The 22,158-nt window shown below is 60.4% G+C and carries 20 protein-coding genes; 15 read left to right on the top strand and 5 right to left on the bottom strand.

The features are described from left to right. The first annotated feature begins 8 nt into the window (after positions 1-8). Together V8P77_RS01980 and V8P77_RS01975 are read left to right on the top strand one after the other, a co-directional pair. Positions 9-758 (top strand): HugZ family pyridoxamine 5'-phosphate oxidase, encoded by a 750-nt coding sequence (locus V8P77_RS01980; protein ID WP_335910413.1) that lies wholly within the window; start codon positions 9-11, stop codon positions 756-758. A gap of 115 nt (positions 759-873) precedes the next feature. Then, positions 874-1,191 (top strand): ArsR/SmtB family transcription factor, encoded by a 318-nt coding sequence (locus V8P77_RS01975; protein WP_003561417.1) that lies wholly within the window; start codon positions 874-876, stop codon positions 1,189-1,191. Positions 1,192-1,422: 231 nt separating this feature from the next. Here the strand turns inward: V8P77_RS01975 and V8P77_RS01970 are convergent, their stop codons facing one another. Further along, complete coding sequence (locus V8P77_RS01970) at positions 1,423-3,396, bottom strand: PhoX family protein (protein WP_335910405.1); 1,974 nt, start codon at positions 3,394-3,396, stop codon at positions 1,423-1,425. A 286-nt stretch (positions 3,397-3,682) separates the two neighbouring features. Here V8P77_RS01970 and aptA point away from each other — a divergent pair, with 286 nt between their 5' ends. Continuing rightward, on the top strand, positions 3,683-5,008 hold the full coding sequence (gene aptA, locus V8P77_RS01965; protein WP_018243099.1) for an omega-aminotransferase AptA: 1,326 nt from the start codon (positions 3,683-3,685) through the stop codon (positions 5,006-5,008). A gap of 45 nt (positions 5,009-5,053) precedes the next feature. Here the strand turns inward: aptA and V8P77_RS01960 are convergent, their stop codons facing one another. Next, positions 5,054-5,968 carry an HD-GYP domain-containing protein gene (locus V8P77_RS01960; protein ID WP_335910399.1) on the bottom strand — a complete coding sequence of 305 codons (915 nt, stop codon included), beginning with the start codon at positions 5,966-5,968 and terminating at the stop codon, positions 5,054-5,056. Between the two features lie 490 nt (positions 5,969-6,458). On the opposite strand from V8P77_RS01960, the gene V8P77_RS01955 reads away from it, so the two are divergent. After that, positions 6,459-7,562: a branched-chain amino acid ABC transporter substrate-binding protein gene (locus tag V8P77_RS01955; protein WP_335910398.1), complete on the top strand. Its 1,104-nt coding sequence runs from the start codon at positions 6,459-6,461 to the stop codon at positions 7,560-7,562. A 72-nt stretch (positions 7,563-7,634) separates the two neighbouring features. On the opposite strand, the gene V8P77_RS01950 is transcribed toward V8P77_RS01955, so the two are convergent. After that, positions 7,635-8,030: a hypothetical protein gene (locus tag V8P77_RS01950; protein ID WP_335910397.1), complete on the bottom strand. Its 396-nt coding sequence runs from the start codon at positions 8,028-8,030 to the stop codon at positions 7,635-7,637. Positions 8,031-8,075: 45 nt separating this feature from the next. On the opposite strand from V8P77_RS01950, the gene ade reads away from it, so the two are divergent. The 3 genes from ade to V8P77_RS01935 are packed head-to-tail and all read left to right on the top strand — an operon-like array spanning position 8,076 to position 10,283. Beyond that, positions 8,076-9,773 carry an adenine deaminase gene (gene ade / locus V8P77_RS01945; RefSeq protein ID WP_335910396.1) on the top strand — a complete coding sequence of 566 codons (1,698 nt, stop codon included), beginning with the start codon at positions 8,076-8,078 and terminating at the stop codon, positions 9,771-9,773. A gap of 58 nt (positions 9,774-9,831) precedes the next feature. Then, positions 9,832-10,032 (top strand): hypothetical protein, encoded by a 201-nt coding sequence (locus tag V8P77_RS01940; RefSeq protein WP_335910395.1) that lies wholly within the window; start codon positions 9,832-9,834, stop codon positions 10,030-10,032. Further along, entirely contained in the window at positions 10,029-10,283 is a 255-nt protein-coding gene (locus tag V8P77_RS01935; protein ID WP_335910394.1) for a ParE family toxin-like protein, read from the top strand. The genes V8P77_RS01940 and V8P77_RS01935 overlap by 4 nt, the downstream gene beginning before the upstream one ends. 3 nt (positions 10,284-10,286) lie before the next feature. Here the strand turns inward: V8P77_RS01935 and bglA are convergent, their stop codons facing one another. Beyond that, positions 10,287-11,933, bottom strand: coding sequence for a beta-galactosidase BglA (bglA, locus tag V8P77_RS01930; RefSeq protein ID WP_335910393.1), 1,647 nt, complete (start codon positions 11,931-11,933; stop codon positions 10,287-10,289). A 286-nt stretch (positions 11,934-12,219) separates the two neighbouring features. Between bglA and V8P77_RS01925 the strand changes: the two genes are divergently transcribed. From V8P77_RS01925 to V8P77_RS01900, 6 genes are all read left to right on the top strand, one after another. Continuing rightward, positions 12,220-13,800: a peptide ABC transporter substrate-binding protein gene (locus V8P77_RS01925; RefSeq protein WP_335910392.1), complete on the top strand. Its 1,581-nt coding sequence runs from the start codon at positions 12,220-12,222 to the stop codon at positions 13,798-13,800. Between the two features lie 48 nt (positions 13,801-13,848). Next, a complete protein-coding gene (locus V8P77_RS01920; RefSeq protein WP_222338577.1) occupies positions 13,849-14,772 on the top strand; it encodes an ABC transporter permease subunit in 924 nt (307 codons plus the stop codon). Then, on the top strand, positions 14,769-15,686 hold the full coding sequence (locus tag V8P77_RS01915) for an ABC transporter permease (protein WP_018495229.1): 918 nt from the start codon (positions 14,769-14,771) through the stop codon (positions 15,684-15,686). The genes V8P77_RS01920 and V8P77_RS01915 overlap by 4 nt, the downstream gene beginning before the upstream one ends. A 2-nt stretch (positions 15,687-15,688) precedes the next feature. Beyond that, entirely contained in the window at positions 15,689-16,696 is a 1,008-nt protein-coding gene (locus tag V8P77_RS01910; protein ID WP_335910391.1) for an ABC transporter ATP-binding protein, read from the top strand. Next, positions 16,689-17,675: an ABC transporter ATP-binding protein gene (locus V8P77_RS01905; protein ID WP_335910390.1), complete on the top strand. Its 987-nt coding sequence runs from the start codon at positions 16,689-16,691 to the stop codon at positions 17,673-17,675. Before V8P77_RS01910 ends, V8P77_RS01905 begins: the two co-directional genes overlap by 8 nt. A 232-nt stretch (positions 17,676-17,907) precedes the next feature. Continuing rightward, positions 17,908-18,828: a sugar kinase gene (locus V8P77_RS01900; protein ID WP_335910389.1), complete on the top strand. Its 921-nt coding sequence runs from the start codon at positions 17,908-17,910 to the stop codon at positions 18,826-18,828. A gap of 235 nt (positions 18,829-19,063) precedes the next feature. Here the strand turns inward: V8P77_RS01900 and gstI are convergent, their stop codons facing one another. Next, complete coding sequence (gene gstI, locus V8P77_RS01895; protein ID WP_335910388.1) at positions 19,064-19,255, bottom strand: glutamine synthetase translation inhibitor GstI; 192 nt, start codon at positions 19,253-19,255, stop codon at positions 19,064-19,066. Positions 19,256-19,687: 432 nt separating this feature from the next. Here gstI and V8P77_RS01890 point away from each other — a divergent pair, with 432 nt between their 5' ends. Further along, on the top strand, positions 19,688-20,728 hold the full coding sequence (locus tag V8P77_RS01890) for a glutamine synthetase beta-grasp domain-containing protein (RefSeq protein ID WP_222022361.1): 1,041 nt from the start codon (positions 19,688-19,690) through the stop codon (positions 20,726-20,728). A 244-nt stretch (positions 20,729-20,972) separates the two neighbouring features. Next, positions 20,973-22,154 carry a glycosyltransferase family 4 protein gene (locus V8P77_RS01885; protein ID WP_025395522.1) on the top strand — a complete coding sequence of 394 codons (1,182 nt, stop codon included), beginning with the start codon at positions 20,973-20,975 and terminating at the stop codon, positions 22,152-22,154. Positions 22,155-22,158: the final 4 nt, after the last annotated feature.

The raw sequence follows: 22,158 nt of genomic DNA, 5'->3' as shown, positions 1-22,158 counted from the left end.
AAGCGGATATGAAAGATCAGCCCTCGCCCTTACGCGAAACCGACGACGAAGCCCGCAAGCTCGCTCGCGTGTTGTTGCGCTCCGCCAGCTATGCTGCGATCGCCGTTCTCGATCCCGAGACCGGCTTTCCCTTCGCCAGCCGCGTGCTGGTCGCTACCGACATCGACGGAACGCCCGTGATCCTCGTGTCGAGGCTGTCGGCCCACACCAAAGCGCTCGCCAAGGACCCGCGCGCTTCGCTCCTGACCGGTGAACCCGGCAAGGGCGACCCCCTCGCCTATCCCCGTCTGACGACCCAATGCCTGGCAGAACCCGTCGAGCGTGGCAATGCAATCTATGAGCGTATCCGTATGCGCTTTCTCGATCGCCACAGCAAGGCGGCGCTTTATATCGACTTTCCTGATTTCCTGTTCTTCCGTCTCAAGCCGGAGCAGGCCAGCCTCAATGGCGGATTCGGCCGCGCCTACTTGCTTGATGGGAATGATCTCGTAATCCAGTCGGCCGCGAATGAGGCGATTGCCGCCGAGGCGGCAGAGACAGTGCGAGATTTAATAGAACGCCATCCCGATATCGCCGAAGTCCTCGCTATCAGGCTAAAGGCGCCGGAATCGGGTCCTTGGCGCATTTGTGGTATCGATTCCTCAGGTTTCGACATGATTTCCGGCGACTTGCTGCTGCGATACGAGTTCGAAACCCTCGCTGTGGATGCCGATCACATTTGTTCAAACATGTCTAAAGTAGCATACTCGATACCTTAAATTTAGGTATATACAATCTTCGAGCCTAGTTGGTAGCTTTTGGTGTCAGTCAAAAATCCGGCTGGCGCTCTCCGCCAACCCGCTTGATGTACGTTTCGCATTAGGAAGATAACATATGGAAACCTCTGATTTGGCCGATCACACGAATGTGGCGGCAGCTTTATTGTCGGCCATGGCCAACCCTAAAAGATTGCTGATCCTGTGCAGCCTCGTGAAGGGCGAAGTGGCCGTCGGCGTGCTTGCGACGCAGGTCGGGCTCAGCCAGTCGGCTCTCTCTCAGCACCTCTCGAAACTGCGCGCTCAAAAGCTGGTCAAGACCCGCCGGGACGCACAAACCATTTATTATTCGAGCACCTCCGAACCGGTCATGAAGATTCTGGCAACGCTCGAAGACATCTACCTCGTGCAGAACCGGAATAGATCCGCCGCCTGATGATAGCGCTGACATGAATGTCGGCCGATGTCCTGCTGAAGGGGATGTTCCCGGAGGCTTGGCAACGATATTTCAGCACCTGAACCTTATGGCACGACCGGCAAATTTGCGATTTGCCGGTCGTGCTTTTAGAATGATGGCCGATCGCGCCGGAGCACCCGTCCCGCTATCGATCTTTTGTTTTGGTGCATTCCAGACGTAAAACCGCCGCGCAGTTTTGGCGGAATTGCTTTAACTGCCGACCACACCGTTATCGGTGCGGCTCAGCACCACCAACGCCGGGCGGGCGGGCATGCCGGGCTTGAAGTCGGGCCAGTTGGTGCCGGCATCCTCCATCGACGTCGCATCCTCGTTGTCGGCCATCCGCAATTCGCCCGGATGCTGAACCGAGAGGAAGACGCTGCTGCCATCCGCAGTGAAGGTCGGCGAACAGGCTTCCGAGCCGACGGGCGCAATATAGAACAGCTTCGGCAGCGCCCGGCCCGGGCCTTCGGTATCCATCACATAGACGGAATCGGCTATGCCTTCCGGCGGCGGGCCGTCGGTGGTGACCCAGAGGCGTCCGGCCGGATCGACCGCGAGATTGTCGGGGTCTGTGAACCAGCCGGCCGAGGTCGTGGCCGGATGGAACATCGCCTGATCCTCAGCCTTGGCAGGATCGCCGCAGAGGATGAAGACGTCCCACTTGAAGCTCTCGGCGGCATAATCCGGCTTTTCGGGACCGCCGGGTGCTGCGAGCTCCAGCAGGTGACCGTGCGGGTTGGGGCCGCGCGGATTGGCGATGTTGACCATCTCCTTCTCGTCGCCGCCCTCGACCTTCGGCAGCCGGTCCTCGTTCTCCGTCATGGCGACGTAAAGCTTGCCTGTGCCGAGATGCGGGATGAAGCCTTCCGGTCCGTCCATCGGCGTCGCGCCGACGAGATCGGCTGCGGCGCGCGGCGCCAGCACGACATCGGCCTGGCTCTTGAAGCCGGCTTCCGCCGTCAGCGGCCCCTCGCCCGCAATGAGCGGGATCCAGGTCACCGTGCCGTCGCTTTCGAACTTGGCGACATCAAGCGTGCCGTGGTCGAGCAGGTCCTTGTTGGCGGCGCGATCGTTCGGGTTCCAGGGATCGCGGGTGACGAAGCGGTAGATATATTCGAAATCGTCGTCATCGCCCATAAAGACCACCACGCGGCCGTCAGGGGCGACGCAACACTGAGCGCCCTCATGCGTCATGCGGCCGAGCGAGGTGCGCTTGACCGGCTTTGCCGTCGGATCGAACGGGTCGATCTCGACCACCCAATCGAAACGCATCCATTCGTTCGGCTCTTCCTCGAACTTGAAGCGCGGCTCGATGCGGCTGACGGAATAGATATCGTTCTCGTCCTCGTCCCAGCCCTGGCGCTCGACCAGCTCCTGGTTCGGCAATTTCTTGTAGTCGCCGGCGAAGACGTCCATGGCGCCTTCCTCGCCCGAAAGCATCGTGCCCCAGGGAGTGATGCCGCCATTGCAGTTCGAGATCGTCCCGAACACGACCGTGCCGGTCGGATCGGCCTTGGTCTTCAGACGGTCGTCGCCGGCGGCGGGACCGGAGATGCCGATTTCGGTGCTCATATGGATGCGGCGATTGTATTTGCCGTCTTTGACGATCGCCCATTTGCCGTCCGTCTTCTTCACTTCGAAGATCGAGACGCCGAGGGCGGCCATGATGGCGCGGATCTGATTGTCCGTCAGCTTCTCGCGGTAGTTTTCGTCGGTCAGGCCGGGAAACATCAGGAAAGGCGCGGCATATTCATGGCTGACGACCATCAGCCCATGGTCGGAGCTCTTCTCGCCCCAGGGCAGCGGCAGAAACTGCGTGAAGTCGTTATTGTAGCCGAACTGACGCTCGGCAGCCTTGCCATCCAGTGTCGCAATGTCGAATTCCGGGCTGTCAGCAAACAGTGCATCGCCCCAGCGCGCCAGGATCTGGCGCTCATAGCCCTCCGGCCAGTGGTCGGCGGTATCGCGCACGCGCTTGAGTTCCGGAAATGTCAGGCTGGAGCCGGCAGCCTCGGCATGTGCGGTTCCGAGCGCCGGCGAAAGTGCCACGGCGCCCATCGCTGCGAGAAAGCCCTTGAGCACGCTGCGGCGGCGAACGCCCTCTTCGAGAATGGCGCCGTAACTTGGTGCGAATGCATGGCGCCGCGTGGGGCGCGCCCTTGTCTTCTGGCGGTCAGACATCAGTATCTCCGATCGAAATATCTTTTGATTTCAGTGAATTGATGAAATGCAATTGCGCCCTGCGAGCCATCGGTTTTTGTAACAAGCCGAGGCAAAGGATTGATGACGGGCAGCCTGCGGTGCCTGACCCCTGGATATTTCCGAGCGACGCAAGTTGAGCCTCCCGTCAGGAGGGGCTCTGGGGACTTTTCCCGTTGACGCCTTGGGAAGCCCTGATAATTTGACCGGGCAGTAAAATATGGGCGTGAAGCCCCGGAAAAGGGCCGTCGGCGGCCAGGAGAACAGCATGTCCAATCGCCTCAATGCACCGAACGATCTTCGCGCCTTCTGGATGCCGTTTACGGCAAATCGCCAGTTCAAGAAGGAGCCGCGTTTGTTCGTCGGCGCCAAGGACATGTACTATACGACCCATGACGGCCGTCAGGTGCTGGACGGCACGGCTGGCCTCTGGTGCGTCAATGCCGGCCACTGCCGCCCGAAGATCACCGAGGCGATCCGCGAGCAGGCCGGCGAACTCGATTACGCGCCGGCCTTCCAGCTCGGCCATCCCAAGGCCTTCGAACTGGCGAACCGCCTGGTCGACATTGCCCCTGAGGGCCTGAACCACGTTCTCTACACCAACTCCGGTTCCGAATCCGTCGAGACCGCGCTCAAGGTGGCGCTCGCCTATCACCGCGTGAAGGGCAATGGATCACGCTTCCGCCTGATCGGCCGCGAGCGCGGCTATCACGGCGTCAATTTCGGCGGCATCTCCGTCGGCGGCATCGTCACCAACCGCAAGATGTTCGGCACGCTTCTGACCGGCGTCGATCACATGCCGCACACCCACCAGCCCGGCAAGAACAACTTCACCCGCGGCGAGCCCGAGCATGGCGGCGACATCGCCACCGAGCTCGAGCGTATCGTCACCCTGCATGACGCCTCCACCGTTGCCGCCGTCATCGTCGAGCCGGTGGCGGGCTCCACCGGCGTCTTGATCCCACCGAAGGGCTACCTGCAGAAGCTGCGCGAGATCTGCACCAAACACGGCATCCTTCTGATCTTCGACGAAGTCATCACTGGCTTCGGCCGCCTCGGCGCCCCCTTTGCCGCGCAATATTACGACGTCAAGCCCGACATGATCACCGCCGCCAAGGGACTGACCAACGGCGTCATTCCGATGGGCGCCGTCTTTGTCACCTCCGAGATTCATGATGCCTTCATGAACGGCCCGGAGCACATGATCGAGTTCTTCCACGGCTACACCTATTCCGGCAACCCGATCGCCTCCGCCGCAGCCCTCGCCACGCTCGACACCTACAAGGAAGAGGGCCTGCTGACACGCGCCGCCGAGCTTTCCGACTACTGGGCCGACGCGCTGCATTCGCTGAAGGACTGCCCCAATGTCATCGACATCAGGAACACCGGCCTGATCGGCGCCATCGAACTCGACCCGATCGCCGGCGAGCCGACCAAGCGCGCCTTCACCGCTTTCCTGAAAGCCTATGAAAGCGGCCTGCTGATCCGCACCACCGGCGATATCATCGCGCTCTCCCCGCCGCTGATCATCGAGAAGCACCACATCGACGAGCTCTTCGGCAAGCTGCGGACGATCCTCCAGAACAACATTTGAAAAGCTCTGAAGACTTCCGCCATAACGGCCTGCGGTGGATAGGCCTCAGGTCACGGCGGCGACGGAAAGGCAGAGGGCGAATTTCTTCAGAAGCCGGCGATCGAATTGCCCTTCATTGCCCAGCATCCATTTCAGTGCTTGGCTCGCGCTCCACGGCGCCTTGTACGGCCGCACGGAGGTCATGGCGTCATAGACGTCGCAAATAGCAGCAAGACGCGCATGGAAGCTGACCTGCGCCTCGGAAAGCCTGCGGGGATAGCCCTTGCCGTCGATACGCTCATGATGATTGAGACAGACGTCGAGAACGATCTCCGGCATGCCTTCCTGGCGCGACAGGATTGCATGCCCCTTTTCCGGATGATCGCGGATCATCTTGATCTCGTCCTCGTCCAGTCGCCCTTCCTTGTTGAGTATCTCGAGAGGAATTTCGAGCTTGCCGACGTCGTGCAGCAATCCTGCCGTACCGAGCATCTGCACGGTCGTCTCGTCAAGTCCGAGATGACGGCCGAAAAGGATCATCAGCGCACTCACCGAAAGCGAATGCAGAAACGTCACTTCGTCCTTGGATTTCAGACGCGTAACGCTCAGAAAGACAGTGGGATTGTCATCTATTGACTTGGAGACCGAGGAAATCACCGGCGCCACCTGATCGAAGCTGATGCCATCACCATGCTGGAGCCGGCCGAAAACGCTTTCCAGGACCTGCACGGATTTCTGGATGGTCTCGCGTGCCGCCTTCGTGTCGATCTCGATATTGCCGCCTGGCAGACCGTCGATGTCGAGGCCTCTGCTGGTGTTGATGATAACACCTTCAATGCCGCTCTTGCGAAGCTTCAGGGCATCGACTTCACGGCGCAGCAGAAATCTTCTCTTGGACAGAAGAGGGTCCTGCCATGCACCCTCGATCGCCTCCACAAACATTCCGTTGCGCACCTGTCTGGCTTCGATACGCTTGAGCATCCAGATCTCTGTTCCTGAAATATCTCTCTGTTTATTATCGACCGTTCTTTTGCATCGCAGCACTATATGCGCGAACAATGGTTCTACACCGATTGGTAGAATCAAGTGTTAATCTCAAAACAGAATTCTAATATTCAGAAAGACGAAGAGAGGTTCCGCGACATTCAGTAGGTTCATCGGCGCACCGGGCGAATGCGGGTGTACCAGCACCCTCCAGAAATCGGCAGACGGCGCCACGATCGACGATTTTGGATTATTTCGCGCCGGATCGGCTCGATTTTCGTTTCATTTTGTTATCAACTTGCGGAATTTCACCAAAATCCCTAGAAATCTTGCCGTTGCGCCCATTCGAGCCAAATATGGCCGGAGGGCGCATCGATCGCGCCGATATCGATCGTCCTTGGCACGGCCTGGGGGCCGTTGAACGATCCGGAAAAGCCGGCGCGACGCTTCATCGCGGGTCGAATGACCCCATCCAAGGAGACAGACAATGACCCTCAAGACATTGACGGCGACCCTCGTCGCGTCGCTCGCCTTTGCGCCGCTTGCCCATGCCGATATCACCATCGGCCTGATCGCGCCGCTGACCGGCCCCGTCGCCGCCTATGGCGACCAGGTGAAAAACGGTGCGCAGACCGCCGTCGACGAGATCAACAAGAAGGGCGGAATTCTCGGCGAGAAGGTCGTCCTCGAACTGGCCGATGATGCCGGCGAACCGAAACAGGGCGTTTCCGCCGCCAACAAGGTCGTCGGCGACGGCATCCGCTTCGTCGTCGGCCCGGTGACATCAGGCGTCGCCATTCCCGTTTCGGACGTGCTTGCTGAAAACGGCGTGTTGATGGTCACCCCGACCGCGACGGCCCCCGACCTGACCAAGCGCGGTCTGACCAACGTGCTGCGCACCTGCGGCCGCGACGACCAGCAGGCCGAAGTCGCCGCCAAATATGTGCTGAAGAATTTCAAGGACAAGCGCGTCGCCATCGTCAACGACAAGGGCGCCTACGGCAAGGGCCTCGCCGACGCCTTCAAGGCGACGCTGAACGCCGGCGGCATCACCGAAGTCATCAACGACGCGATCACGCCTGGTGACAAGGATTTCAGCGCGCTCACCACCCGCATCAAGTCCGAGAAGGTCGATGTGGTGTATTTCGGCGGCTACCACCCGGAAGGCGGCCTGCTCGCCCGCCAGCTGCATGACCTCGCCGCCAACACGACGATCATCGGCGGCGACGGACTCTCCAACACTGAATTCTGGGCAATCGGCACGGATGCGGCAGGAGGCACGATCTTCACCAACGCTTCGGACGCCACCAAGAGCCCGGATTCCAAAGCCGCAGCCGACGCGCTCGCCGCCAAGAACATCCCCGCCGAAGCCTTCACGCTGAACGCTTATGCCGCCGTCGAAGTGCTGAAGGCCGGCATCGAGAAGGCCGGCAGCGCCGAGGATGCGGAAGCCGTCGCGACCGCGTTGAAGGACGGCAAGGAGATCCCGTCCGCCATCGGCAAGGTTACCTACGGCGAGACCGGCGACCTGACCTCGCAGAGCTTCTCGCTCTACAAGTGGGAAGCCGGTAAGATCGTCGCCGCCGAGTGATTGGCGGATCTAGTAAAACAGGATCGGGCGCCTCGCGGCGCCCGATTTGTATTTTGACAGAGGGGCTGCCGGTCAATCCCGCTGCCTCTTATCCTCACGCAGATAGCTTTCCACCGTCGGGTGTTTATTAAGCACCATCGGCTGACGATAAGTCCAACTGGGTGTCGGGTTCGAAACACGCGCGTAGAAACTGGAGATCAAAACACGCTTCAGATCTTCGTCAGAAGCGACACTTCCGGTCGACTTTTCGAGAATGACCTCACTCACCTTCCCATGCTTGTCGGTCCTGAGTATCGCAGAGTTGTTCATACATCCGCTCAACAGCAGGACAGCCGCGCAAGCTGCCGAAATAATTGCTTTCATATCATGGCCTTGAGTTGGAAGTTCACATCTGTATTCTCGCTTCACTAGCACTGCTGCCACAGAGGCAAAAGCCACCGGAAATACAACCCAAATGTTTTCCAGCATTCGCTTGGCATCAGCGGCAAAAACCAGTCGAAGAGGTAGCAATTCATGACCACCAAGCTCGAACGTCTGATCGACCAGGGTGTCGGCCGCGTGCCGGCTGATATCGTGCTGAAGGGCGGCCGTTTCTTCGACCTCGTCACCGGCGAACTCGTCCAGTCGGACATTGCCATCGGCGCCGATCGCATCGTCGGCACCTCAGGAAATTATGAGGGCGAAACCGAGATCGATATCTCGGACAGGATCGTCGTTCCAGGCTTCATCGACACACATCTGCACATCGAATCTTCGCTCGTCACACCGCATGAATTCGATCGCTGCGTTCTGCCCTATGGTGTCACCACCGCCATCTGCGATCCGCACGAAATCGCCAATGTGCTCGGAACCGCCGGCATCGAATTCTTTCTCGAATCCGCGCTGGAGACGATCATGGACATCCGCGTCCAGCTCTCCTCCTGCGTTCCGGCGACGCATCTCGAAACCTCCGGCGCCGATCTGCCGATCGAGCGCCTCCTGCCCTTCCGCCACCATCCGAAGGTGCTCGGACTTGCCGAATTCATGAATTTCCCCGGCGTGATCCACAAGGATCCCGTCTGCATGGCCAAGCTCGACGCCTTCCAGGGCGGCAATATCGACGGTCACGCGCCGCTGCTCTCCGGCAACGACCTCAACGGTTACCTCTCGGCCGGCATCCGCACCGAGCACGAATGCACGACCGCCGGCGAAGCCTTGGAAAAGATCCGCAAGGGCATGCATATCCTCGTACGCGAGGGTTCGGTATCCAAGGATCTCGCGGCGCTGATGCCCATTATCACCGAGCGGCTTTCACCCTTCCTCGCGCTCTGCACCGACGACCGCAATCCGCTCGACATCGCCGAACAGGGCCATCTCGATCACATGATCCGCACGGCGATCGCAAGCGGCGTCGAGCCTCTGGCGATCTACCGCGCCGCCTCGATTTCGGCCGCCCGCGCCTTCGGCCTCAAAGACCGTGGCCTGGTGGCGCCGGGCTGGCGCGCCGATCTGGTGGTTCTTGACAGCCTGGAAAACTGCCGTGCCGACATGGTCTTTTCCGCTGGCCGCCGCGTCACCGACGCGCTCTTTTCCACGCGCAGGCTGGTTGCCCCGATCGGCCTCGACAGCGTCAAAGCAAGGCCCGTCAACGCCGCCCATTTCGGCGTACCGTTCGCCGAAGGCGAAACGCCTGTCATCGGCGTCGTCCCGGGCAAGATCATCACCGAACATCGCCGCTATCGCCTGCCCGTCAAGGGCAACGAGACGGCGGTCGATCTTGCCAACGATATCATCAAGGTCGCCGTCATCGAGCGCCACGGCAAGAACGGCAACCATGCCAACGGCTTCGTCCAGGGTTTTGGCCTAAAGAAGGGTGCGATCGCCTCGACCGTCGGCCATGACAGCCACAATATCTGCGTGGTTGGTGTCAGCGAGGACGACATGGCATTCGCCGCAAACCGCCTCGGCGAAATCAAGGGCGGCTTCGTCGTCGTCGAGGACGGCAAAGTCACCGGCGAAATCGCCCTGCCTATCGCAGGCCTGATGAGCCTCGAGCCCTACGAGACAGTCCGCGATACGCTGCACCATCTGCGCAAAGCCGCCTTGGCGCTCGGCGCCACGCTGAAGGAACCCTTCCTCCAGCTCGCCTTCCTGCCGCTGCCGGTCATCCCGCACCTGAAGATATCCGACCGCGGCATGGTTGACGTGGACAAGTTCGCGCTGATTGGATGAGGGAAGACTTTGCAAATCCCCCGGCAGCGCCTATTTTGCAATATCGCTGGAGCCCGTGATGACGAAGCTGGAACAGATTGAAAAATCCATCGCCGAACTAAACAAGCAGGAGTTCGAAGCCTTTTCCGCTTGGTTTGAAGCCCTTCAAGCCGAACGTTGGGATCGACAGATGGAAAAAGACGCCGTAAGCGGCAAGCTCGATCATCTCGCGGAGAAGGCCTTTGCCGATTTTCATGCCGGAAAGACAAAACGGCTTTGAAACACCACGCGACTCCGGCCTTCTGGGAGGCCTATGACGGCTTGCCCGAACAGGTACGGAAGCTGGCCGACGAGAACTTCGATCTACTCAAACAAGACCTGAGACATCCATCTCTCCATTTCAAGCGCGTCGGCCGCTTTTGGTCGGCGCGCGTTGGCACGTCGTGGAGAGCTTTGGCCGTCAGAGACGGGGACGATATCGTCTGGTTCTGGATCGGCTCTCATGCAGATTATGATAAGTTGCTAAAATAGCTTTCAGATCCGCGCACAAAACCCGTCCAGCGCTGCAAGCGTCACGACCCCCGTGCCTGCCACTGCCTCGAAGCCCGGCATCTCAAGCGGCTCCCCGAGCACCATGCCTTCAGGCAGGCGGAATTCCGCCGGTTTGCGCGTCAAGTTGAAAACGAAGAGCAGTTTTTCTCCGTTCTTTTCGCGAGTGAAGGCGAGCAGATCCTGATTGGTGCCGATGAAGGTCATGTCGCCGTCGATCAGCGCCGGGTGGCCCTTCCGGAATGCGAGCGTCCTGCGGTAGTGATGCAGCACCGAGATTTCGCTCGCCTCCTGCGTGTCCACGGAAAGCGCTGCCTGCTCGTAAGGCACCGGCAGCCAGCTCTTTTCCGCCGAGGTGAAGCCCGCATGCGCCTTGCCGGCTTCCCAGGGCATCGGCGTGCGGCATCCATCGCGGCCCTTGAAGGCCGGCCAGAAGCGGATGCCGTAGGGGTCGCGCAGATCCTCGAAGGCGAGTTCCGCTTCGGGCAGGCCGAGTTCCTCGCCTTGATAGAGGCAGATCGAGCCACGCAGCGCCGCAAGTACCGAGATCGCCAGCTTGGCGATGGCGGGGCGCTCTTCCTCCGTCAGCGCAAACCGGCTGACATGGCGCATGACGTCGTGGTTGGAAAAAGCCCAGCAGACCCAGCCGTCCGTGACTGCTTTCTGGAAGGCTTCGACGCAGCCGCGGATATGCTCGGCGGTGAAATCCGGCCCGAGCAGGTCGAATGTGTAGCACATGTGCAGCTTATCGCCGCCGCTCGTATAGGCGCCAACCGTCTTCAGCGAACGCGCCCCGTCGCCGACCTCGCCGACGGTCGTGCGATCCTCGTACTGATCGAGCAGCGCCCGGAAGCGCTTGAGGAAATCGACATTTTCCGGCTGCGTCTTGTCGTAGAGGTGGTTCTGCATGCCGTAGGGATTGGTATCGGGCGCATCGAGGCCTGCGTCATCCTCGTCGGGCTCGTGCGGCGGATTGCTCCTGAGCAGCTTGTCGCAGAAATAATAGTTGACCGTGTCCAGGCGGAAGCCGTCGACGCCGCGATCGAGCCAGAACTTCACCGTCTCCAGCACCGCATCCTGCACGGCCTTGCTGTGGAAGTTGAGGTCCGGCTGCGAGGTCAGGAAATTATGCTGGTAATATTGCCGGCGCACGCCATCCCATTCCCAGCCCGGCCCGCCGAAGATCGACAACCAGTTGTTCGGTGCCGTACCGTCAGGCTTCGGATCGGCCCACACATACCAATCCGCCTTAGGATTGGTCCGGCTCGACCGGCTCTCGACGAACCAGGGATGCCGGTCGGAGGTATGCGAGATCACCTGGTCGATAACGACCTTGATGCCGAGCCTGTGGGCTTCGGCCATCATCTCGTCGAAATCGGCGAGCGTCCCGAAGATCGGATCGACGTCGCAATAATCAGAAACGTCGTAGCCCATGTCGGCCATCGGCGACTTGAAGAAAGGCGAGAGCCAGATCGCGTCGACGCCGAGGCTGGCTATATGCGGCAGCCGGCGGGTGATTCCCCTGAGATCGCCGAGACCGTCGCTGTTGGTGTCCTGAAAAGAGCGCGGATAGACCTGATAGATCACCGCACCGCGCCACCAGTCCGCACTCCCGCCTGCTTGCAATGCCATCGGCTACATCTCCTGCCTCGTTTGCGCTCGCCACACTAAAGCGGACGAAACAAAAGACAACCATGTGAAGCGGTTATGAAGGCGTTGCGAAACGCCGCGACGCATCGTCGCGATCCGACAAGGGGGAGACGTATATAGGCTTGTCCACAACCCGGTTCCACCCTCCGGATTTGGGGTTGCAACGCAAAGCCTTTGCGATAATGTGCGCGCTGACCTGCACGTAAGAGGTCAAACACCGGGAACAAATGTCTAATAAAGGCGAAAAGCCTAGAAAGGTGGACCCACCATGAACCATTTCGCGAAAAAATTTCTCGCCTCTGCAATGCTTGGCACATTGCTGGCGTTTTCGGCCCATGCGGCCACGCTCAACATTCACAATGGTGGCGACCCGCAGTCGCTCGATCCGCAAAAGCTCTCCGGCGACTGGGAGAACCGTATCGCCGGCGACATTTTCGAAGGCCTCGTCACCGAGGACGCCAAGGATAATCCGATCCCCGGCCAGGCTGAAAGCTGGACGATTTCGCCTGATGGCAAGGTCTACACCTTCAAGCTTCGCGACGGCATCAAGTGGTCCGATGGCCAGCCGGTAACGGCAGGAGACTTCGTCTTCGCCTTCCAGCGCCTCGTCGACCCGAAGAACGCCGCCGATTATGCCTATCTGCAATTCACCATCAAGAATGCGGAAAAGATCAACAAGGGTGAGATCACCGATCTCAACCAGCTCGGCGTCAAGGCGATCGACGACAAGACGCTGGAGATCACACTTGAAAACTCCACTCCCTATTTCATCAATGCTTTGATGCATTACACCGCCTATCCGCTGCCGAAGCATGTCGTCGAGGCGAAGGGTCAGGATTGGGTCAAGATCGGCAACATCGTCACCAACGGCCCCTACAAGCCGGTCGAATGGGTTCCGGGCTCGCATGTAACGACGGTCAAGAACGACCAATGGTACGACACCAAGGACCTGAAGATCGATGGCGCGAAGTTCTTCGTGCTCGAGGATCAGGAAGCCGCGCTGAAACGATACCGTGCCGGCGAGTTCGACATCCTCACCGACTTCCCGACCGACCAGTACGAGTGGATGAAGAAGAACCTGCCGGGCCAGGCGCATGTCGCCCCCTTCTCCGGCCTCTACTATTACGTCGTCAACTCGCAGAAGCCGCCCTTCAGCGACAAGCGCGTCCGCCAGGCTCTCTCCATGGCGATCAACCGTGAAGTGATCGGCCCGCAGATCCTCGGCACCGGCGAACTGCCGGCATATTCCTGGGTGCCGCCGGGCACGGCAAATTACGGCGAGCCGGCCTATGTCAGCTGGAAGGACCTGCCCTATAGCGAGAAGGTCGCCGAAGCCAAGAAGCTTCTGACCGAAGCCGGTTTCGGCCCGGACAAGCCGCTGCACGCCGTGCTCAGCTACAACACCAACGACAATCACAAGCGCATCGCCGTCGCCATCGCTTCCATGTGGAAGCCACTCGGCGTCAATGTCGAGCTCGTCAATGCCGAAACCAAGGTGCATTACGACCAGATGCAGCGTGGCCAGGTCGAAATCGGCCGCGCCGGATGGCTTGCCGACTACAACGATCCGGACAACTTCCTGAACCTTCTGGTGACGGGCGTGCAGATGAACTACGGCCGCTGGTCCAATCCCGAGTACGACAAGATGATCAAGGAAGGCAACGCCGAGACGGATCTCGCCAAACGTGCCGCGATCTTCAAGAAGGCCGAACAGCTGGCGCTGGATGAATCCGCCGCCCTGCCGATCTATTACTACGTCTCGAAGAATGTCGTCTCGCCGAAGATCGACGGCTTCGTCGACAATATCCAGGACATCCACCGCACCCGCTGGCTGTCGATGAAAGAGTAAGGGAAAACGGTCCTTCCCGCGCACTGCGGGAAGGACCGGCCCACGATCATGATCAAATACGCCCTCCGTCGCCTGCTATCGACGATCCCCGTTTTGTGGATCGCCGTCACAGCCTGCTTTTTTGTTTTGCGCCTTGCCCCCGGCGGCCCTTTCGATGGCGAAAGGCCATTGCCGCCGGTGATCCTGAAGAACCTTGCCGCCCACTACAATCTCGACAAGCCGCTCATCCAGCAGTACCTGATCTATGTCGGTGACCTGCTCCGGGGCGATCTCGGCCCCTCCTTCGCCAGCGAAGATTTCACCGTCGCCCAGCAGATCATGATCGGTCTGCCCTACACCTTCACCATCGGTACGGCTGCCTTCCTGATTGCCATCATTGTCGGCGTGGCCGTCGGCTGTCTTGGGGCGCTCTACCAGAACAAGGCGCCGGATTATATTCTGGGCGCGCTCATCCTGATCGGCGTCGTGCTACCGAACTTCCTGATTGCACCCATCCTGCAGCTCGTCTTCGGCATCCATCTCGCATGGTTTCCGGTCGGCGGCTGGGGTGATGGCTCGATCAAATACCTCATCCTGCCGATCGTCGTGCTCGCCCTGCCGCATGCCGGTCGCATCTCGCGCATCACCCGCGGCTCGATGATCGAGGTGATGAACCAGAATTTCATTCGCACCGCCAAGGCCAAAGGCATCGGCCCCCGCCTGACGGTCATGCGCCACGCGCTGAAGCCTGCGCTGATGCCTGTCGTCTCCTATCTGGGTCCAGCAGCAAGTTACCTTCTCACCGGCTCGCTGGTTGTCGAAAGCATCTTCGGATTGCCCGGCATCGGCCGCTATTTCGTCAACGCAGCGCTGAACCGCGATTACGGCATGGTTCTCGGCACGGTCATCTTCTACATGGTGCTCATCGTGTTCCTGAATCTTCTCGTCGATATCGCCTATGCGTGGCTCGATCCGAAAGTGAGAAACCGATGATCCTCAACCCCGCAAAACGTGAGCTGCTCGCCCAGGAACTTCTGGAGGCGGAGGGCCTTGCGCCCGAAAGCCGCTCGCTCACCAAGGATGCCTTGCGCCGCCTCGGGCGCAACAAGGCGGCCGTCCTGTCGATCGTCGTCCTGACGGTGCTGATCCTCGCTGCCTTCCTCGGCCCCTGGTTCATTCCCTTCAACTACGAGGATCCGGATTGGGCGGCCTTCCGCATACCGCCCTCGATCGAAACCGGCCACTATTTCGGTACCGACCCGAATGGCCGTGACCTTCTCGCCCGCGTCCTCTATGGCACCCGCGTCTCGCTTGCCGTGGCGCTGACGGCGACCGTCGTCTCCGTCTTCATCGGCGTGCTCTACGGCGCGGTATCGGGCTATATCGGCGGCAGGCTGGATGCGATCATGATGCGCTTCGTCGATATCATGTACGCGCTTCCCTATATCCTCTTCGTCATCCTGCTGATGGTGATCTTCGGCCGCAACGTCTATCTGCTGTTTGCCGCCATTGGCGCGCTGGAATGGCTGACCATGGCCCGCATCGTGCGTGGCCAGACGCTGTCGATCAAGCATCGCGAATTCATCGAAGCGGCCCGCGCATCCGGGCAGCGGCCGTTCAAGATCATCATCAAGCACATCATCCCGAACCTCGTCGGCCCGGTGGTCATCTTCGCAGCGTTGACGGTGCCTGAAATCATCGCCACCGAAAGCTTCCTTTCCTATCTCGGCTTCGGCGTGCAGGAACCGCTGACCTCGCTCGGCACGCTGATCGCCGAAGGAACCGATGCCATGGAAAGCATGCCGTGGCTGCTGGTCTTCCCGGCAAGCTTCCTCGTGGCGCTGCTGCTCAGCCTGCTCTTCATCGGCGACGGCCTGCGCGACGCGTTCGACCCGAAGGATCGCTAAAGATGCCCCAAGAAACGCAAAAAGACACGCTTCTCGAACTCAAAGATTATTCGATCACCTTCAAAACACCGGATGGAGACGTCAAGGCCGTCTCCAACATGAATCTGACGGTCAAGCGCGGCGAACGCATCGCCATCGTCGGCGAGTCCGGCTCCGGCAAGAGCCAGACCTTCCTCGGCATCATGGGGCTGCTCGCCAAGAACGGCAAGCCGACGGGGCAGGCGCTGCTCGAAGGCAAGGACGTGCTGGCGCTGAAACCGCGCGAACTCGACCAGATCCGCGGCAAGGACATGGCCATGGTCTTCCAGGATCCGATGACCGCCCTCAATCCATCGCTGAAGATTTCCCGGCAGCTGACGGAACAGCTCGAGGTGCACGGCGGGCTGACGGCGCGCGCCGCATCCACTGCTGCCCTCGACATGCTGAAACGCGTCGGCATCCCCGACCCGACACGGCGCTTTCATCTCTATCCGCACGAACTCTCCGGCGGCATGCGCCAGCGCATCGTCATCGCCATGGCGCTGCTCACCCGGCCGAAACTGTTGATCGCCGACGAGCCGACGACCGCGCTCGACGTCACCATCCAGGCGCAGATCCTCGATCTCTTCAACGATCTGACGGCGGAGATGAACACCGCGCTGATCATGATCACCCACGATCTCGGGGTCGTTGCCGGCCTCGCCGACCGCGTCGCCGTCATGTATGCCGGCCGCATCGTCGAGGAGGCGCCGGTCGATGAGCTCTTCGACAATCCGGCGCATCCCTATACGGCGGCGCTGCATGCCTCGATCCCGCGCCCGGACCAGGATGTCGACGACCTCGTCGTCATCCCAGGCCGCCCGCCGAACCTGCAGCACCTGCCGAAGGGCTGCAATTTTTCGCCGCGCTGTTCGCAAGTCCAGGACGATTGCATCGACCGTCCGCCATTGCTCGAAACGCTGGCGCCGCATCACTGCGCCGCCTGCTACCACCCCTTCCCGCGTCGTGAGGAGCTGCTGAACCATGGCTGAACGATCGCTTCTGAGGGTCGAGAACCTGACGACCCAGTTCGAATTGCCGGCGAAAGGCCTCTTCAAGCCGCCGATTTTTCTCACCGCCGTCAACAATGTCAGCTTCGACCTCGGCGAAGGCCGCACACTCGGCATTGTCGGCGAATCTGGCTGCGGCAAGTCGACGCTCGGCCGCTCCATCCTGCGACTGTTAAAATCGCAGAAAGGCCGCATCCTCTGGCAGGGCCGCAACCTGCTCGACCTCACGGATGAGGAAATGCGCGCCGCCCGCCGCGACATGCAGATCATCTTTCAGGATCCGATCGCCTCGCTCGACCCGCGCATGACAGTCGGCGACATCATCGCCGAGCCGCTCACCGTCTTCGAGCCGAAGCTATCAAGGGCCGAGCGCACCGAACGCGTCCGCGAGATCATGACTGCCGTCGGCCTGGTGCCGGAGATGATCAACCGCTATCCGCATGAATTCTCCGGCGGCCAGGCGCAGCGCATCGGCATTGCCCGCGCGGTGGTCACCAAACCGAAGCTCATCATTTGCGACGAGCCGGTTTCGGCCCTCGACGTCTCGATCCAGGGCCAGGTCATCACGCTTCTGCGCAAGCTGCGCAAGGAATTCGGCCTGACGCTGATCTTCATCAGCCACGACCTCTCCGTCGTGCGCCTGATCTCCGACGATGTGCTGGTGCTCTATCTCGGCAGGGTCGTGGAAGCCGGCGACTGCGCCACCGTCTTCGATCATCCCGCCCATCCCTATACGCAGGCACTCTTTTCCGCCGCGCCGATCCCGGATCCGAAACTTGCGCGCCTGCGCACCCGCATCCGCCTGCAGGGTGACCCGCCGTCGCCGCTCAACCCGCCGAAGGGCTGCGTCTTCTCGCCGCGCTGCTGGAAGGCGACCGACATCTGTCGCACCGAAATGCCGCCGACCGAGCAGGTCCGCCCCGGCCAGACGGCCGCCTGTTATCACATGGATAGGCCTTGAAAGGAACGAAGGCCGCACCAGCGGCCTTTGCCCCGCTCGCGAAGGCGGGCTTCCATTCCCGAATATAGGCGCTTGCCACCTTCATACTCTCCGCGTATCAGCGGATGAAGACCCGCGCATAACCCTGAAAATCGGAATCGATTTTCGGAAAGGATTATGCGCCTATTCAATGTGATAGAGCGTCCTTAGCGCGTCCGTTGGACGCGCGGCGCTCTAATGCCGGGAGGACGAGGTGAGCGGACGGTTTCTATCGATCGGTGAATGCATGGTTGAACTCTCCCAGGCAGGCGACGGAATGCTGCGCAAGGGCTTTGCCGGCGATACCTTCAACACCGCCTGGTATGCCCGCGCCTGCCTTGGCCCCGACTGGTCGGTCGATTATTTCACTGCGCTCGGCGACGACGCCATGTCGGACGAAATGGTCGCCTTCATCAACAAGGCGGGCATCGGCACCAGCCTCATCCGCCGCATCAGGGGCAGGACGCCCGGCCTCTACATGATCAACCTGAAGGACGGCGAGCGCTCCTTCAGCTACTGGCGCGACAGCGCCGCCGCCCGCAGCCTGGCAGCCGATCCCGACCGCCTGCGCGAGGCGGTGGAGAGCGCTGAAGTCGTCTATTTCTCCGGCATCACGCTTGCCATCCTGCCGCATGAGGATGCCGAGACGCTGCTCGCCGAAGTCCGCCGCGCCAAGGCCGCCGGCAAGCTCGTCGTCTTCGATCCGAACATCCGCCCGCGGCTCTGGTCGAGCTACGACGTCATGCACACGACGATCAGCGAAGGCGCCCGCTCCTCCGTGCTCGTCATGCCGAGCTTCGATGACGAGGCCGCCCATTTCGGCGACGATTCCATCGAGGCGACGATCCACCGCTACCGCGCACTGGGCGCCGTCCATATCGTCGTCAAGAACGGCGCGGACGGTGTCACGCTGAATTTTGCCGGCGAGCAAACCTTCGTTCCGGCTGAAAAGGTGGAGAAGGTGGTCGACACGACCAGCGCCGGCGACAGCTTCAACGGCGCTTTTCTCGCACGATATCTTGAAGCCGGCGATGCACCTGCCGCCGCCCGCTTCGCAGCAAAGGTCGCTGCCCGCGTCGTCAGCGAACATGGCGCATTGGTCGTAAGGGAAAAGCTTGGATTGGATGGCGGCTAAAGCGGCGCGATCTTTCAGATTCGCTTAGCGAAACATGCTTTTAGGCCGCACATGCTGACGCAGTATGAGCGCCATATGCGAGCGCTCCCCGCTTTGTCGGCATCGTTTGCCCGCTGCTAGAGCATGATGCCGAAAAGTGTGCACGGTTCTCGGACGACATCATGCTCTATTTCTTTGATTTCCGGATTGAGATTTCAGGCCGATCGGGCCTAAAATCATCCTGATCTAGGGGAAATCAGGACTTCGCCGGCCGATCGGCGTCGCGAACCGCCTCGTCATGGTACCAGCAGCTGTCGAGCGCAGCATCGCAGACGTCTGCGGCCTCGCGCTCCATCAACCTGGCGCGTTCGAACCGGTTGGCGTTTCGTATCGCCTTAACGGGAAACTGGTAGATCGTTGCGGATTCACGATGGAAACCGGTGGGCATGAGATCGCCTCCATTCAGTTCGGCGCATCAACATTTCAGGACCATCTACATAGCACAATGCACATAGTTTATGCAAATTGCATAAAATAAGGGCAATGTTGCAATTGTAATCGGTCGGCATGCTGTCTCGACTAAAAGCTTCCGATAATTTGTTTAACACTTCATCATTTCAGCCTAACGCCGCAATTTTCATCCAGTTCCAGACGGGAAAAGTGCGTTTTCATGGCCGATACTGTCTATCAACGTTAAAAACAGCCTGATTTTCCAAAAGGGAAAAAATCGGCCGGCCCGCTGATTCGCGATTTTTCTTTCGCGTCGCGCCAAAACTGGCACGCTACGTGCTTTTAAAGCGTCATCCCTGGCGGTCGGATGCGCTTGCGCGCCGAGATCACCTCCGGATTTGCTCACCTTCGTAGCATTGAGAGAGTCACGATGACAAAATATAAGCTCGAGTATATTTGGCTCGATGGGTACACTCCGGTACCGAACCTGCGTGGCAAGACGCAGATCAAGGAATTCGACGTATTCCCGACGCTGGAACAGCTTCCGCTCTGGGGCTTTGACGGCTCCTCGACGCAGCAGGCTGAAGGCCGCAGCTCCGATTGCGTGCTGAAGCCGGTCGCCATCTATCCCGACCCGGCCCGTACCAACGGCGCTCTCGTCATGTGCGAAGTCATGATGCCGGATGGCGTCACGCCGCACGCATCGAATGCCCGCGCGACCATCCTCGACGACGAAGATGCCTGGTTCGGCTTCGAGCAGGAATACTTCTTCTACCAGAACGGCCGTCCGCTCGGCTTCCCTGAGCAGGGCTACCCGGCTCCGCAGGGTCCTTATTACACCGGCGTCGGCTATTCGAACGTCGGCGACGTTGCCCGCGAAATCGTCGAAGAACATCTCGACCTTTGCCTTGCTGCCGGCATCAATCACGAAGGCATCAATGCCGAAGTGGCCAAGGGCCAATGGGAATTCCAGATTTTCGGAAAGGGCTCCAAGAAGGCCGCCGACCAGATCTGGATGGCACGCTACCTCTTGCAGCGTCTGACCGAAAAATACGGCATCGACATCGAGTATCACTGCAAGCCGCTCGGCGACACCGACTGGAACGGCTCGGGCATGCATTGCAACTTCTCGACCAAGTACATGCGCGAAGTCGGCGGCAAGGAATATTTCGAAGCGCTGATGGCGCAGTTCGACAAGAACCTGATGGACCACATCGCGGTCTATGGCCCCGATAACGACAAGCGCCTGACCGGCAAGCACGAGACTGCTCCGTGGAACAAGTTCTCCTACGGCGTTGCCGACCGTGGTGCTTCGATCCGCGTGCCGCACTCCTTCATCAAGAACGACTACAAGGGCTATCTGGAAGATCGCCGTCCGAACTCGCAGGGCTGCCCCTACCAGATCGCTTCGCAGGTTCTGAAGACGATCTCGGAAGTTCCGACTGCAAGCTCGGCTTCTGCTGCCGCCTGACCTCCCGAACGGCGCCGGTCCACGACCGGCGCCGTGACCTTCTTTTCCCCACATGAAAACCGCCGCCCGCCACTGACATAATCAAGGCGATCGAGTTGGCGAAAGCCCTGCAAACATTGCGAACGGGCTGTAATATTTCCATCATGGTCATGCCTCAAAATAGAGAAGCGGGAATCGCCGTTCCGGAACCCCGCTGAGGGGTTAGGCGTTGCCAGATCATTGCGACGCAGATGGAAATCGTGAGATGCTGCAACGTCCGGCAAACACCTATAGCGGCGAGAGCTGGGCCAATGCCGCAGCCGCCGGAAACCTGCCGGAGCGGCTCGTCATCGTCACCGATGCCTGGCATCCGCAAGTCAATGGCGTCGTCCGTTCGATCGAGAACACCAATCGCGAACTGGCGAAGATGGGCGTCGAAGTCTCGATGGTGACGCCGGAGCGCTTCAACAGCATTCCCTGCCCGACCTATCCCGAGATCCGCCTGTCGCTCGCCAGTTACCGCAGCGTCGCCCGCGAGATCGAAAAGCATAATCCGTCCTACGTGCATATCGCCACCGAAGGCCCGCTAGGGCTCACCGCCCGCCGTTGGTGCCTGCGCAAGCGCATGCCCTTCTCGACCAGCTATCACACGCGCTTTCCGGAGTATGTTTCCGCCCGCTTGCCGATCCCGCAGAGCTGGCTCTACGCCTTCGTGCGCTGGTTCCACAATGGCGGCGCCGGCTGCATGGTCGCGACACCGAGCCTTGCCCGCGAGCTATCGGCGCGCGGCATCAAGAACCTGATGCCCTGGACTCGTGGCATTGATGCCACGCAGTTCCACCCCATGCCGCTTGAAGATGAGCCATTCGGCCTCCCTCGCCCGATCTTCATGACGGTCGGTCGCGTGGCGCTGGAAAAGAACCTGCCGGCCTTTCTCGATCTCGATCTGCCGGGCTCTAAGGTGGTCGTCGGCGACGGCCCGGCGCGCGCTGAACTGGAGCAGCGCTATCCCGAGGTACACTTCACCGGCGTGAAGTTTGGCGAGGAACTGGCAAAGACCTACGCCCAGGCCGACGTCTTCGTCTTCCCGTCGCTGACCGACACCTTCGGCAACACTATCCTCGAAGCGCTGGCCTCGGGCGTGCCGGTCGCCGCCTATCCCGTCACCGGTCCGCTCGACATCATCGGCGAGGACAGCGAGATCGGCGCACTCGATCACGACCTTCAGGCCGCCTGCATTGCGGCTCTCGCCGCCTCGCGCAACAAGGCCCGCGACCTTGCCATGCAATATTCCTGGGAAGCGGCGACGTTGCAGTTCATCAACAATATCCGCGCCGCCAATGGCGTCATCACGCCGAAATGGAAGAAGGCCTGGCAGTATGCCAAGTCGCTGCCGAGAGGCCGAAAGCCCGGCGAAACCGCCGGGCCTCTCCCGTCCGCAGACTGATTGG

This window comes from Rhizobium aouanii (assembly GCF_037002925.1).
GTDB classification, from domain to species: Bacteria; Pseudomonadota; Alphaproteobacteria; order Rhizobiales; family Rhizobiaceae; genus Rhizobium; species Rhizobium aouanii.
This window is presented reverse-complemented; position numbering and strand designations above follow the sequence as displayed.

Coding starts and splice junctions, on each gene's coding strand:
- ade (WP_335910396.1), top strand. CDS start 8,076: ATGACCACCAAGCTCGAACGTCTGATCGACCAGGGTGTCGGCCGCGTG.
- V8P77_RS01890 (WP_222022361.1), top strand. CDS start 19,688: ATGACAAAATATAAGCTCGAGTATATTTGGCTCGATGGGTACACTCCG.
- V8P77_RS01950 (WP_335910397.1), bottom strand. CDS start 8,030: ATGCTGGAAAACATTTGGGTTGTATTTCCGGTGGCTTTTGCCTCTGTG.
- aptA (WP_018243099.1), top strand. CDS start 3,683: ATGTCCAATCGCCTCAATGCACCGAACGATCTTCGCGCCTTCTGGATG.
- gstI (WP_335910388.1), bottom strand. CDS start 19,255: ATGCCCACCGGTTTCCATCGTGAATCCGCAACGATCTACCAGTTTCCC.
- V8P77_RS01920 (WP_222338577.1), top strand. CDS start 13,849: ATGATCAAATACGCCCTCCGTCGCCTGCTATCGACGATCCCCGTTTTG.
- V8P77_RS01970 (WP_335910405.1), bottom strand. CDS start 3,396: ATGTCTGACCGCCAGAAGACAAGGGCGCGCCCCACGCGGCGCCATGCA.
- V8P77_RS01905 (WP_335910390.1), top strand. CDS start 16,689: ATGGCTGAACGATCGCTTCTGAGGGTCGAGAACCTGACGACCCAGTTC.
- bglA (WP_335910393.1), bottom strand. CDS start 11,933: ATGGCATTGCAAGCAGGCGGGAGTGCGGACTGGTGGCGCGGTGCGGTG.
- V8P77_RS01975 (WP_003561417.1), top strand. CDS start 874: ATGGAAACCTCTGATTTGGCCGATCACACGAATGTGGCGGCAGCTTTA.
- V8P77_RS01980 (WP_335910413.1), top strand. CDS start 9: ATGAAAGATCAGCCCTCGCCCTTACGCGAAACCGACGACGAAGCCCGC.
- V8P77_RS01940 (WP_335910395.1), top strand. CDS start 9,832: ATGACGAAGCTGGAACAGATTGAAAAATCCATCGCCGAACTAAACAAG.
- V8P77_RS01960 (WP_335910399.1), bottom strand. CDS start 5,968: ATGCTCAAGCGTATCGAAGCCAGACAGGTGCGCAACGGAATGTTTGTG.
- V8P77_RS01885 (WP_025395522.1), top strand. CDS start 20,973: ATGCTGCAACGTCCGGCAAACACCTATAGCGGCGAGAGCTGGGCCAAT.
- V8P77_RS01915 (WP_018495229.1), top strand. CDS start 14,769: ATGATCCTCAACCCCGCAAAACGTGAGCTGCTCGCCCAGGAACTTCTG.
- V8P77_RS01925 (WP_335910392.1), top strand. CDS start 12,220: ATGAACCATTTCGCGAAAAAATTTCTCGCCTCTGCAATGCTTGGCACA.
- V8P77_RS01955 (WP_335910398.1), top strand. CDS start 6,459: ATGACCCTCAAGACATTGACGGCGACCCTCGTCGCGTCGCTCGCCTTT.
- V8P77_RS01910 (WP_335910391.1), top strand. CDS start 15,689: ATGCCCCAAGAAACGCAAAAAGACACGCTTCTCGAACTCAAAGATTAT.